15 protein-coding genes and 1 pseudogene are annotated in these 12,211 nt (G+C 70.2%); 7 read left to right on the plus strand and 9 right to left on the minus strand.

The features are described from left to right. Positions 1 to 388: 388 nt before the first annotated feature. Positions 389 to 2,053 (plus strand): LCP family protein, encoded by a 1,665-nt coding sequence (locus ACFVHV_RS09195; RefSeq protein WP_380350201.1) that lies wholly within the window; start codon positions 389 to 391, stop codon positions 2,051 to 2,053. A gap of 82 nt (positions 2,054 to 2,135) precedes the next feature. Here ACFVHV_RS09195 and ACFVHV_RS09200 read toward each other — a convergent pair whose 3' ends face one another. From ACFVHV_RS09200 to ACFVHV_RS09215, 4 genes are all read right to left on the minus strand, one after another. Next, positions 2,136 to 2,795 carry a zinc ribbon domain-containing protein gene (locus ACFVHV_RS09200; protein WP_380350204.1) on the minus strand — a complete coding sequence of 220 codons (660 nt, stop codon included), beginning with the start codon at positions 2,793 to 2,795 and terminating at the stop codon, positions 2,136 to 2,138. Positions 2,796 to 2,888: 93 nt separating this feature from the next. Further along, a complete protein-coding gene (locus ACFVHV_RS09205) occupies positions 2,889 to 3,182 on the minus strand; it encodes a hypothetical protein (protein WP_359900733.1) in 294 nt (97 codons plus the stop codon). A 179-nt stretch (positions 3,183 to 3,361) separates the two neighbouring features. Beyond that, positions 3,362 to 4,420 carry a signal peptidase I gene (lepB, locus tag ACFVHV_RS09210; protein WP_359900730.1) on the minus strand — a complete coding sequence of 353 codons (1,059 nt, stop codon included), beginning with the start codon at positions 4,418 to 4,420 and terminating at the stop codon, positions 3,362 to 3,364. 63 nt (positions 4,421 to 4,483) lie between these two features. Beyond that, entirely contained in the window at positions 4,484 to 5,080 is a 597-nt protein-coding gene (locus ACFVHV_RS09215) for an XRE family transcriptional regulator (RefSeq protein WP_359900727.1), read from the minus strand. Positions 5,081 to 5,201: 121 nt separating this feature from the next. Between ACFVHV_RS09215 and ACFVHV_RS09220 the strand changes: the two genes are divergently transcribed. Beyond that, positions 5,202 to 5,558 carry a hypothetical protein gene (locus ACFVHV_RS09220; RefSeq protein ID WP_380350209.1) on the plus strand — a complete coding sequence of 119 codons (357 nt, stop codon included), beginning with the start codon at positions 5,202 to 5,204 and terminating at the stop codon, positions 5,556 to 5,558. Positions 5,559 to 5,561: 3 nt separating this feature from the next. On the opposite strand, the gene ACFVHV_RS09225 is transcribed toward ACFVHV_RS09220, so the two are convergent. From ACFVHV_RS09225 to ACFVHV_RS09245, 5 genes and pseudogenes are all read right to left on the minus strand, one after another. Then, entirely contained in the window at positions 5,562 to 5,723 is a 162-nt protein-coding gene (locus ACFVHV_RS09225; protein WP_359900721.1) for a hypothetical protein, read from the minus strand. Between the two features lie 190 nt (positions 5,724 to 5,913). Next, positions 5,914 to 6,054, minus strand: a pseudogene (locus ACFVHV_RS09230) (CorA family divalent cation transporter); the annotation flags it as partial. A gap of 5 nt (positions 6,055 to 6,059) precedes the next feature. Further along, a complete protein-coding gene (locus ACFVHV_RS09235; protein ID WP_380350213.1) occupies positions 6,060 to 7,646 on the minus strand; it encodes a recombinase family protein in 1,587 nt (528 codons plus the stop codon). Positions 7,647 to 7,659: 13 nt separating this feature from the next. Further along, entirely contained in the window at positions 7,660 to 8,097 is a 438-nt protein-coding gene (locus ACFVHV_RS09240) for a hypothetical protein (RefSeq protein WP_380350216.1), read from the minus strand. Positions 8,098 to 8,206: 109 nt separating this feature from the next. Next, positions 8,207 to 8,635: a helix-turn-helix domain-containing protein gene (locus ACFVHV_RS09245; protein ID WP_380350219.1), complete on the minus strand. Its 429-nt coding sequence runs from the start codon at positions 8,633 to 8,635 to the stop codon at positions 8,207 to 8,209. A 227-nt stretch (positions 8,636 to 8,862) separates the two neighbouring features. Here ACFVHV_RS09245 and ACFVHV_RS09250 point away from each other — a divergent pair, with 227 nt between their 5' ends. The 5 genes from ACFVHV_RS09250 to ACFVHV_RS09270 all read left to right on the plus strand — a co-directional run bounded on the left by ACFVHV_RS09250 (position 8,863) and on the right by ACFVHV_RS09270 (position 12,089). After that, positions 8,863 to 9,081 carry a helix-turn-helix transcriptional regulator gene (locus tag ACFVHV_RS09250; protein ID WP_380350222.1) on the plus strand — a complete coding sequence of 73 codons (219 nt, stop codon included), beginning with the start codon at positions 8,863 to 8,865 and terminating at the stop codon, positions 9,079 to 9,081. A 287-nt stretch (positions 9,082 to 9,368) separates the two neighbouring features. Beyond that, positions 9,369 to 9,824: a hypothetical protein gene (locus tag ACFVHV_RS09255; protein ID WP_380350225.1), complete on the plus strand. Its 456-nt coding sequence runs from the start codon at positions 9,369 to 9,371 to the stop codon at positions 9,822 to 9,824. A 17-nt stretch (positions 9,825 to 9,841) separates the two neighbouring features. Further along, a complete protein-coding gene (locus ACFVHV_RS09260) occupies positions 9,842 to 10,264 on the plus strand; it encodes a hypothetical protein (RefSeq protein ID WP_380350228.1) in 423 nt (140 codons plus the stop codon). Then, complete coding sequence (locus ACFVHV_RS09265) at positions 10,261 to 11,304, plus strand: YqaJ viral recombinase family protein (RefSeq protein WP_380350231.1); 1,044 nt, start codon at positions 10,261 to 10,263, stop codon at positions 11,302 to 11,304. The genes ACFVHV_RS09260 and ACFVHV_RS09265 overlap by 4 nt, the downstream gene beginning before the upstream one ends. Then, entirely contained in the window at positions 11,301 to 12,089 is a 789-nt protein-coding gene (locus ACFVHV_RS09270; RefSeq protein ID WP_380350234.1) for an ERF family protein, read from the plus strand. Before ACFVHV_RS09265 ends, ACFVHV_RS09270 begins: the two co-directional genes overlap by 4 nt. The last annotated feature ends 122 nt before the right edge of the window (positions 12,090 to 12,211 follow it).

A 12,211-nucleotide genomic window follows, 5' to 3' on the forward strand; every position in this document is an offset into this window, starting at 1 on the left:
CGGAGATGTGTATAAGAGACAGGGCTCCCGGATGCGCGGCGGCGGCCGCGACGGTTCGGGGTGCGGCCACCGCCGCCGCACCCGAGGCCGCGGCGGTGAGGCCGGCGGCGGCCAGCAGGGCCACCAGGGCGCCGGCTATCGAACGTGCTATCCGATCAGTCATCGTGCTCCTCGTACGGGTCCGGAGCAGCGCGGAACAGCCGCTCTGACCAATTTCTCATGGTCTGACCAGCTGGTTTTCCCATCCGCGCCTAGTATGCTCCACTGAAGTTCTACAGCGGTGTAAAAGTTTAGCGACGGGTCACGCCCGGATCGGCTCCGGCCCCGGGCCACGCGAACCCGCCGCTTTTCGACGGGGGCTCGCGTGGCAACTGTGGAGGATGACGACGTGTCTGGCCGAAAGGGTTCCCCCGAAGCCGAGAATTCGCCGCACCGGGCGGGCGGACGCCGGGCCACCGGCCGGAGAACCGGCCAGAAGAACGACCGGAACCCGGACAGTGCGAGCATATCGGACGGCCGTTCAGCGGCCCGGGCGCGCAAGAAGCCCAAGCGCAGCACCAAGGAGAAGGTGCTCTGGGCGACCGCCGGCTGCACCGCGCTCGCCGTCCTCGGCGGCGCCGGCCTCTACTACCGGCTGAACAGCAACATCAACACCTTCGACGGCGACGCCCTCAGCAAGGACCGCCCGGAGGCCGCGACCCCGGACGCCCAGGGCCGCACCCCGGTCAACGTGCTGATGATCGGCTCGGACAGCCGCGGCAACGGCAACAGCGACCTGGGCGGCGGCGGGGACGGCGGCGCCCGCTCGGACACGGCGATCCTGCTGCACGTCTACGCCGACCACAAGCACGCCGTCGGCATCTCCATCCCCCGCGACTCCCTGGTCACCGTCCCGCCGTGCAAGCTCCCCAACGGCAAGTGGACCAAGGAGCAGACCAATGTGATGTTCAACAGCGCCTTCTCGGTCGGCGACAGCGACCAGGGCAACCCGGCCTGCACCCAGAACGCCGTCGAGAAGCTGACCAACCTGCGCGTCGACCACACCATCGTGGTCGACTTCAACGGCTTCGCCGCGATGACCAAGGCGGTCGGCGGCGTCGAGGTCTGCCTGCCGAACGACATCCACGAGGGGGACCTCAACCCCAACCTCGGCCACAAGGGGAAGCTGCTCTTCCCCAAGGGCAAACAGAAGGTCGAGGGCCAGGCCGCGCTGGACTACGTCCGGGTCCGGCACGGCATCGGCGACGGCTCCGACATCGGCCGCACCAAGCGCCAGCAGGCCTTCATGTCCTCCCTCATCAAGGAGGTCAAGTCCCGCGGCATGGACCCGACCACGCTGCTGCCGCTGGCCGACGCGGCCACCAGGTCACTGACCGTCGACCCCGGCCTCGGCTCGGCCGCCAAGCTGCTCTCCTTCGCCATGGAACTCAAGGACGTGAACCTGCACGACATCAAGTTCCTCACCGTGCCCTGGCGCTACGAGGGCCCCCGGGTCGCCCTGGTGCACCCCGACGTGGACCAGCTGTGGGCCGCGCTCAAGGCCGACCGCACCATCGACGGCCAGGACGCGAGCGCCCCGGCCGACGCCGCCACCCCCTCCGCCCCACCCGCCGCCGAGGCCGCGCCCACGCCGGCCCCGACCCCGGCACCGGACGCCAAGGCCGCCGAGGTGAAGGTCTCCGTGCTCAACAGCACCGGCGAGTCCGGGCTCGGCGGCCGGGCCGCGGAGACCGTCAAGGGCGCCGGCTACACCGTCGCCGGCGTCGGCAACGCGGTCGGCAAGCCGCGCAGCACCACCGTCGTCGAGTACGGCACCGGCGAGCGCACCTCCGCCGAGGCGGTCGCCAAGCTGTTCCCCGGCGCGACCGTGCAGCCCGGCGGCCGGGGCGTCAGCGTCGTCCTCGGCCACGACTTCGCCGCCGCCAACCCCGCCGGCCCCGCCACCGCGGCCCCCGGCGGCGCCCCCACCGCCCCGGCCCCGCTGCCCACCAGCGTCAGCGGCGCCGCCCGCTCGGCCGACGACGATCCCTGCGCCAACCTCTCGTACGGCTGAGCCGGTCCCTCCCGCGCACACGACGGCGGGGCGCCTCCGGCCCGTCGCTCCGGGGGCGCCCCGCCGTCCTGCGGACGAGGTGTCAGCATCTCGTCCCGCAGGACGGACAGAACGCGGCGCCGTCCGGGACGTCCTTGTGGCAGCTCGTGCACTGGACGGGCTGCGCCAGTCGGAAGCCGCAGCCGGGGCAGAACGGCGTGCCGTGGGTCTCGGTGTGGCACTGCGGGCAGACCAGCTGACGCGGCGCGTTGACGTCGAACTCGGCCCCGGACTGCTGACCGGACTTGTACGCGCGCTCGGTGACCGTGTCGTTGAGGCCGCGGTGCTGCGCCGCCACCGCCTCGGCCGCGGTGTCCGGGGCGCAGGTGTGGCACAGGCCCTGGGCCGGGTCGAAGCAGCGGCCGCAGACGTAATGGGTGCACCGGGCGCAGCGGTTGAAGTGGGACTGGGCGTTGGTGATGGCCCGTTGGAAGGCCTCGTCCCGCGAGGTGCCCCAGGTCTGGCCGGCCAGACCGTCGGCGGCGTTGCTGATGGTGTTGGCGTTGCCGCCGATGAGGTTCCAGGCCGCGCTGACGCCCTTGCCTATCCAGCCCGCCACCTGACCGGTCCGGAACGGCTCGAACGCCGAACGCCAGGTGTCCGAGCAGCGGTAGCAGGAGAACTCGAACTGGAAGCCCGCGCCGGTGCCGTGCTGCTCGCACAGGTCGCGGTAGTTGCTGCTGAAGTAGATCTCCGAAGTCACGTCGTCCCCGGTCGCTAAATGGCCTGTCGGCGGTCGATCCCAGGGACGACGGGGCCCGCCGAACGGTTCCACCGGAATGTCCGACCGGCCTGCTCAGAGCCCGGACACCGGCAGCAGCAGCACCCGCGCCGGGTCGAACGGCTGCCAGAGCGCGGGCTGTCCGCCGCGGCCGATGCGCAGCCGGCACCAGCGCTGCCCGGCCGCGTCCTGCCACCACGCGCTGATCCGGCCGAGCGCCCAGCCACCGTCCCCGAGGTCCACCTCGACCGGCTGGTAGACCCAGCGGACGTCCCGGGCCGCCGTTTCCGGTCCTGCCTGATCCGTTCCCGCCGGTTCCGGCCCCGCCGGACCTCCGGCGTCCCCGGGGCTGCACTGATTCTCCATCACGGCTCCGCCTCCCGACCCGGACCCGGCCGCCGGGCGCCCGCTCGGGGCGGCCGGCCGCCGGGCGTTCAGCTCACCTCCTGAACTCTACAGGCGTGTAGATGTCAGTGGGAGGAGTTCCGTCGAAGCCGATCGAACCCGATCGAAGCCGGTCGACCGGGTTCCGGGAAGGCGAGCCGGCCTCAGCGGTCCTTCCGCGCCGAGCGCAGCCGCTGCCACAGGGCGAGCGGCACGATGCCGGCCAGTGCGGCGGCCTCCGGCGCCGGCGGCGTCCCGAACGGCGCGCCTGCCGCGCCCGCCGCCCCGGCCGGCACCTTGTCGAAGGTGTCCGGGACCGGCAGCGTGGACCAGTCGGACAACGGCCAGGCGACCACGAAGGCCCGGCCGACCACGTTGTCCACCGGCACGAAGCCGTCGCCGGTCTCGTTGTGGTGCCACCGGGAGTCCCGCGAGTTGTTGCGGTGGTCGCCCATCACCCACAGCTTGTCCTTGGGCACGGTGACGGTGCCGACCGGGTCGTTGTCGCAGGGCGTCGCACCCGGGAACAGGTACGGCTCGTCCAGCGCGACGCCGTTCACCCTCAGCGGCGAGCCCGCCTCGCACTCGACGGTGTCGCCGCCGACCGCGATCACCCGCTTGATCAGGTCCTTCTCGTCCGCCGAGGGCATCAGGCCGACGGTGCTGAGCGCCTTCTGGACGGTCCCCATCACGGAGTCGCCCGAGACCGTCGGCGTGCCCTCCAGCCAGCCGCCCGGATCGCGGAACACCACCACCTCGCCGCGCTCGGGCTTGGCGCCGAACCATGGGGTGAACTTGTCGACCAGCACCCGGTCGCCGATCGCGAGGGTCTGCTCCATCGAGCCGGAGGGGATGGAGAAGGCCTGCACGAAGAAGGTCTTGATGCCGAGCGAGAGCAGCAGCGCGACCACCAGCAGGATCGGCAGCTCCTGCCAGAACGGGCGCTTCTTCCGGGGGCGCTCGGCCTCCTCGTCGGCCGCCCCGGGAGCGACGGCCGGCCCCGGCGCGACGGCCGTCCCGGGGGCACTGCCCTCCCCGGGGGCCGCTTTCCCGGGAGCACCCGCGCTCCCGGGCGCACCGATCCCGCCGGGAGCACCGGCGCCCGCGTCCGCACCCTTCGCCACCGCGCTGCCCGTACCCGGCTCCGCCCGGCCGTCCCCGGCCTCCGCACGCTCCCCGGCTCCGCCGCTCTCGCCGGACTCCGCGCTCTGCTGCACAGTCATTTCCTCGGCCCCTCCCGATGGCCTGGCGGGAGCCGGTAGGAAGACCCCCTGTCAGGAACGAACCTACCGAACAGAGGTTCCCGGGCGCGCCCTGACGTGGATGCGCTCCCCCTGCGGCCCGAACAGGCTGAGGAACTCCACCGGCTGCTGCCCCGCGTTGCCGAAGGCGTGCGGGGTGCGGGTGTCGAACTCGGCGGCCTCACCGGCCGTCAGCACCAGGTCGTGGGTGCCGAGGACCAGCCGCAGCCGCCCGGACAGCACGTACAGCCACTCGTACCCCTCGTGGACCTTCAGCTCCAGCTCGGGTCCGGCGTTCCGGCCCGGCGGCACGATGTGCTTGTAGGCGTGCAGGCCGCCCAGGTGGCGGGTGAGCGGGACGATGGTCTGGCCGTTCCTGGTCACCGGGCGCGGGTGGATCCGCGGGTCGCCGGTGGCCGGGGCGCCGACCAGTTCGTCCAGCGGCACCCGGTACTCCCGGGCCAGCGGCAGCAGCAGCTCCAGCGTCGGCTTGCGCTGCCCGGACTCCAGCCGGGACAGCGTGCTGAGCGAGATGCCGGTGACGGCGGCCAGTTTGGCGAGCGTGGTGCCGCGCTCCCGCCGCAGCGCCCGCAGCCGCGGGCCCACCGTGGTGAGGACGTTCTCGAAGTCTTCGTCGGCCATGCCTGCCATTTGCCAGTACGGCAATGCCCCTTGTCAATCCGGCACACGGGTGAGGCCCCGCCGCCACCCCCGCGGGCCACACCCCGGGCGCTCGCCCGCGGCTCCGGCCTATCCTCCCGCCATGCGCATCCTCCTCACCCGCGACAGCGTCGCGGCCGGCGACGACGCCGACGCCCCGCACGCCGAGACCCTCACCCTCCCCGACCACCTGGACACCCCGGCGGCGCTCACCGCCCTCGGCCTCCCCCGGCCCCGGCTCCCGCTGATCGGCGGCGGCCGCGCCACCTGGGTGGTCCGCACCGCCGACGGCACCCCGCTGGCCGTCCTCGCACAGCAGTGGCCGCAGCCCCACCCGCTCCCGGCCGGCGCCGGCCCGCTCGACCGCCTGGCCGGAACGGACGGCACCGTCCGGCTGCACGTCGATTACCGGCGCCAACTGGACCCGGAGGCCGAGTACGAGCGACTGCTGCCCGGCTGATGTCTAGGGCGTGCCGTGGGCCCAGAGGAAGAAGCCGTGCACGTGCACCCACCGCGCGATCGGGTCGAACCAGTCCGTGAAGGCGAACAGCAGCAGGCTCACCGCCCCGCCCAGCAGCAACCCCATCACCACGGCCGCCGTCATCATCCCCGCGATCGCCCGCATCCGGACCCCCTCCCCGCTCCCGGGGAAGGGTCCCCCTCCGATCCCGCGCCGGCACCGAACGTCCTTGGAACGAGGCCGAGTTGTCACCGTCCGGTGAGGAAAGCGGAGCGCGGGGTCCACGCACAGAAGCGGCCCCGGCCCTGGACCCGGGGGCAGCGGGGCCCGGGTCAGCGGGACCCGGGGCTCCGGACTACAGCCAGTCCCGCTTCTTGAACACCAGGTACAGCCCGGTGCACACCAGCGCCATCAGCCCGATCGCGAACGGGTAGCCGAAGACCCACTTGAGCTCCGGCATCGTCTCGAAGTTCATCCCGTACACCGTTCCGATCAGTGCCTCTAATGGTCAAACTTGGCGGCCTGCCAGCGCAGCGGCTCCGTCTTGATCGCATCAGCCGGCGCCCAAACCGGCACCACCGCGACCTTCTTGGCCGGCCCCACGAGGACGGCTCGGATCAACTTCGCCAGGAGTGCGTTGAGCCGTTCCTGGGGGAGGGTGTCCCACTCTTCCAGGAGTCCGATGGCGATCGCCGGAGCGGCAGTCCTCGCACCCGACCTCTTGGCGCCGTCGTTCGCATCACCGCGCAGTTTGGCGAGCTCTGTAGATGCCTCCGCCTTCTCAGCGCGTAGTTGAGCGAGTGTCGCCTTGAACTCCGCCTCCAGGGCGTCATCTTCGCCCTCTGCGAGAGCGAATGCACGCATGTGCTTGACCGCCGCCTTTTCCAGCTTCTCGATGCGGACTTTCAGTTCGTCGGCGCGTCGCTCATTCTTGTCTCCCAGTGCCGACTTCTTCACGGGCCGTGAGGCTTCGGCGTCGATCTCCCCAGTGATCTCGCCCAGCCACTTTTTCACCGCCTCCTCGACGATGGAGTAGGGCATGTTGGTGTCCTTGCAGAGGAACGAGCGGTGGCGGCGGTTGTTGCATCGAACGTATGAGTAGATCTTGACGCGGTATTTGTTGATGGATCCGCCGCATTGCGCACATCGCAGGATCATTGAGAACGGATGTGTAACTGCCCGCGACTTGGGGACTGTTGACTTGACCAAGGCGCGCCTCGCCAGGTACTCCTGCCAGAGCTCTTCGGAGATGATCGGCGGCAGTACGCTCTCGTCGGTCGTCTTCACGTGCTCGTGGTTCGGACATCCGCCATTGTACGGTTCGCACGTGCAGCTCTTGGAGTGGAGCCGCAGGTAACCGGCGGCGAACCCGCTGTCCATGTACCTTTTGAGGCTCTCTTCCCACCACTGCGTGTCCCGGGCAGTGCGGATCCCTGCCGCATTGAGCCTGTTGGCCAGGACCCGGAAGCCGGTGCCGTCGACGTACATCTGGTAGATCTCGATGATGGCGGGGGCCACAGCGGGATTGATCTCATAGTGCTCACGCTGGACGCGGAACGTCCCGTCGGGCTGGGGCACCTTCCGGGGGTGCCAGATGTAGCCGAATCGCCGGCCGCCGCCGTGGGGGAGTCCCTGCCGCCGTCGCCACTCATGGGTTTCGGCCCACTGCTCGCCGGTGCGGTCGCTCTCGAACGCGGCCACTTCGAGCAGCATGCCGCGCTGGAAGCGCCCGATGGCGGTGCGGGCGTCCACCTCCTCGGTGGAGGAGACGAGTTCGCCGCCGGCGCGCTCCAGGCGTTCGAGGTTGACCGCGTTGCCGTGGCGCTGGCGGCCGAAGCGACTGTACTTCCAGGCGGCGATCTCCTTGGCGGCGCCGTCCTCGATGTAGCCGATGGCCTTCATGATCTTTCGGTGGAAGTTCCGCCCCGTCACATCCAGGTCGACGACCCAGTGGACGATCCGGCGCCTCCGGCGCTCCGCCCACGCCTCGATGCTGGCCCGCTGGAGCTCCGGGGAGATCTTCTCCTCACGGTACGTGCTGACGCGGATGTAGCCGATGGCTGGAATGAGGTCGTGATCGTCTGGCAAGGATCCCCCAGCGCTAGGACGAATGGCCGCTGCCTGTGGCCGGCTCGGATCCTACGGCTGGCGAGGGCAGCGGAATGACAGTTGCCATGCGGCCAACCTGATTCTGAGCTTCGACGATGCCGCGTTGAGCATGCGCGAACCCAATCTGGTAGCCCTGTCGCTTCAACGCTCCCCGGAGGTCTTCGGTTTCGAGGCGCAGCCGCTCTCTCTCGTCGGCGAGGCGCCGGGCCGAGCGGGCCTCCATGTCGGCGGCGTCCCGGCACAGTCGCTCCGCGTCCGCATCGACGATGGCCCTGGCGGCTATGTACCGTGCGTATTCCGCGGCGGTCCGCTCTTCGGCGCGGTGCAGCCGCCGGCGCTCGATCGCGGTGTCGGTGACGGCGCTGTGGATGACGCGTGTGACCGTGGCGGCCGCGCCGATGATGGCGAAAATCAGGCCGACGACGGCCATGACCTCGTCGTGTTGGAGGATCGCGGCACTGGCAGCTGCTGCACATATGGGTATGGCTGCTCCGGCTAGTGCCGCGGTAGTAGTCCTCGTGGTCATGCACCCTCCCCCGTCATTGGGCTACAGCATCACCGTCCCCCTCGTCGGCGGCGTGCAGGCGGCGGTTCTGCTGAGCCAGGTCTCGCATGAACAGCGCGCGCTCTGTGGGGTCGGTGAGCCCGAGCTCGTCGGCCGCCTGCGCGGGGGTGATGGGGTCAAATCGTACGTCTGTTGGCTGGCCGAGCGTCAGAGATGCGGCGGAAATGATTCCACTATCAACAAGCATCTGCGTGACCGGCACGCCGACGGCGTCGGCAATGGGTTCGAAGTACTCGGGGCTGGGGACGGCGGCGGCGGCGAGCCATCGTCCGACGGTGCTGGCGGATACGCCGACGGCTTGGGCCAGGGCTTGGCGCCCACCGCCGCGCTGCTTGTCGATGTCGAGGCCGGCGGCGCGCATCGCGCCGCCGAGCCAGGCGGCGTACTGATCCGAAAGTGTCATGTCCCTCACCTCTCCGAACCGGAGGATAGCCGAGCGGCTAGCACCTCCGGCAGTAGTTCCATAAGTGGAATATAGGAGGTGGGGAGTATCAGGCCAGCGGCGGGCCACCCCACTCCACAACTTCCACATGTGCAAGCACTTGCCGACGAGACACCGGGGGGCTAGTTTTACTTCCACATCCGGCACTACTGCCGATGACGGAAGCATCACGCTTGCGAGGAGAGCACGTGCGACTCAACGTCGAGTACCTCCGACAGGCTGCAGCTCAGGCGGGGGATGACAGCGCCTACAACATGGCCAGGCGCCTGAAGGTCAGCCAGTCCACCATGTCCCGTTTGATCAACGGCAAGTGCAGCCCCAGCGCCGCGACCCAGGCCAAGATCCGACGCACCTACGGGATCAGTCTTGACGACCTCATGACCACCGACATCCCGTCCGCCGCATGACCAGGCGCGACGAGGCCATCCGAGAGGCTGGCCGAATTCTCGCCCTCGCTCGACGGGAACGCGACGTCTTGACGCCTCGGGCCGCAGCGGAGGCCGCCTGGTACCCGGGCCACCGTCTCGGGACCGTCGAAGCCATCGAGGAACTCATCGCGCACCAGCGCGCAGCCGTCCAGCTGCAAGCCGCGTAGCGCGCCGCTCGCTGCATCAACTTTGGGTTGGGCTGCTGGTGGTGGCTAGACCACCGGCAGCCCCACGGCCCCACACACAACACAGCAAGGAGGAAGGCCGTGATCACACAGCCTACCCAACGCTCCACGACCACCCAATCCCCCGACAGTAGGCGCCCGGACATGCTCGCCGGGCTTGCGCTCGCCGAGACGATCGTCGCATTCGGCGAACCGGTTCCGTGGGGCATCGAGGTCCACCAGGCGGGTCAGCGCATCGTCGTGAACGTTCACCTTCGCGACGCCGGGTCCGTCCATGCCTACCAGGACCGTTTCGGTGGAGTTGTGCACCAGCAACTGCACTACGACGACGGCGGCCGCGGTGTTCGCCTGCGCACCGAGCTGGCGACGACGGTGTATGACGGCGAGTTCGTCGCCTGGGCGCTGTCGTGGCTGTCGGAGCAGGAGCTCGCGGCCTGGTTCGTCGGCGACCACGGCGACCCGGCGGACTGGTCCGCGGAGACGGCGGTGGAGTACGCCAAGGCTCTGACGCTGGTCCGTGCCGGCGGTGTGCGGTGAGTGCGCTGGGGGGGCCGGTGGTGCAGCGAGCGGCCCGGCTGCTGGCCAAGACGTACGGTGTCCCGCTTGCCCGGAACGTTGCCGCCCTGCTGAACGGCGAGGGTCTGCTCGCCCAGGCGGCGGACCGGATCAACGCCGCGTTCCCGGTGTGGGTTCGGCGCCGCCCGGTTGGTGTGGAACTGGACGTGACGCCGCTGGTATCCGCGCTGCTGGTGTCGCTCGCGGCGGAGGCAGCGGAGGACCCGGGGGGTGTCGGCCAGGAGCTGGCGAACCTGTACGCGGCGTCAGGTCCGGAGCGCGACGAGCTGGTACAGAAGCTGCTGGAGCGCCTGGGCGGCGCGAACATGCTGCTGGCAAGTACCGACGCCCGGCACCTGGCTGAGCGGCTTCTGATCGCGGCAGGCGGGCATGTCCCGCAGCAGCGCAAGGGGGCGGCGTGACTGTCACCGCGCTGGCCGGGGTCCAGGCCCCGGCCGCCGGGCGGCGCGTCACCCCGACTGCTCGGCTCATTCTCCCGGCCGACGCCAACCGCGATGACTGGCTCACCGCCCGCCGGCGCGGCATCGGTTCAAGCGACATCACCGCCATGCTCGGCCTGTCCAAGTACGGCAACGAGCTGTCCGTCTACTACGACAAACGCGGTGAACTGCCACTGGAATCCGACGACTCTGAGCCCGCGTACTGGGGCCGCGTCGATGAGGATGGCGTCGCCCGCCGCTGGGCCGCCAGCAATCGCAGCTCGGTTCGCCGGGTCGGCCTGGTCGCCAACGTGGAGCGGCCGTGGCAGATGTGCACCCTCGACCGGCGCGTCGACACGTGCCCGATCGAGCCCGGCGCGGTGTGCGCGCTGGAGATCAAATGCCGCGACAAGATGAAGGCGTCGATGTGGCGGCGGGGCTGCCCGGACGACGTCCTCGCGCAGACCCTGCACCAGGCCGACACCTGCGGGTTCGACCACATGCACGTCGCGGTGAAGATCGGCGGCAACGACTACCGGCAGTTCACCGTCCGCGTGGTCGAGCACCAGCAACTGGTGCTCGACCTGCGGGCCGCAGCCGCCGAGCTGTGGCAGCGCATCGTCGACGGCCGGCCGCCGGTGCTCAGCCCGGACGCCGACCCGGGCCCGCTCCTCGACCTGTACCGGCGGCTGCACCCGGACCGTTCCGGGACGGTGCACATCGACCGGGACGGCGACGCGCAGGACGCGCTCGCGGACTACCTCGACGCGGTGTCCGCCAAGGCCGAGGCAGAGACCCGGCGTAAGGCCGCGCAGGCCCGCCTGTACGCGACGCTCGGCGGCGCGGAGATGGCGGTCCTCGGCGACCGGCCTGCGTACTCGATCGAGCAGCGCAGCAAGCAGAGCCCGGACCTCTCCCGGCTCGCCGAACGCTGGCCGGAGGCGTACGCGGACTGCGTGACCGACAAGCCCTACGACCAGATCAGCATCCCCACCGATGTGCGGAAGAGGCACAGCGCATGACCCAGCCCGTCACGCTCGCAGCGCGGGCCGCCGCCAAAGCCGGCCGGGCCGAGCAGGCCCCAACCGACCAGGCGTCCGAGGAGTCCACCACGGCGCCCGCCGAACAACTGCCCGACTTGAGCCAGTACGACCTCGGCGACGACGACCCGGACATGATCCCCGTTCACCTCGCGTGGCTCCGCGTCCGCCGCGACATCCGCGCCATCGGCAAGGGCGAGCAGTACAACCAGTCCGGCACTCGCTTCAACTTCCGCGGCGTCGACACGGTCGTCAACGTCTTCGGGCCGGTCACGCTGAAGCACGGGATCAACGTCATCCCGCTCACCGTCGAGGCCGAGTACGGGGAGAAGAACACCAAGTCCGGCAGCAAGATGCGCGAGTGCACCGTGCTGACCACCTGGCAGATCATGGGCCCGATGGGCGACAGCTTCACCGTCCAGACCCGCGGTGAGGCCCTCGACACCGCCGACAAGTCCACCACCAAGTCGCAGAGCGTTGCCCTCCGAACCCTGCTGTTGACGCTCGGCCTGACTCCCACCAATGACCCGGACCCGGACAGCTCGTACATCGAGCGTGGCGAGGCTCCGACCCGGTCGGCCCGCGACTACCTCGACGAGATCCTGCAGCCCACCACCGGCCGGCAGCGGCTCGCCCAGATCAACTACGAGATCAAGCAGGCCGGCTTGTTCAGTGCACTCGTCACCAACGAAACCGGCGCCGAGGAGCAGCTCGGTGCGCTGCTGTACCGGGTCGGGCAGGAGCGCATCGTCGGCGACTCCCAGTGATTCGCCATCGAGGGTGAGGTCTGGTGGAGCCGTGCCCGCCGGAAACAGGCACGGCTCCACGACCCCAATCTACCCCCCCCCCCAAAGAGGAGGGGCTCCTGTAAAAAGACCCGGTACGCCGC

Origin of the sequence: Kitasatospora sp. NPDC127116 (assembly GCF_042677365.1) — a bacterium.
Taxonomy (GTDB): Bacteria; Actinomycetota; Actinomycetes; order Streptomycetales; family Streptomycetaceae; genus Kitasatospora; species Kitasatospora lactacystinica.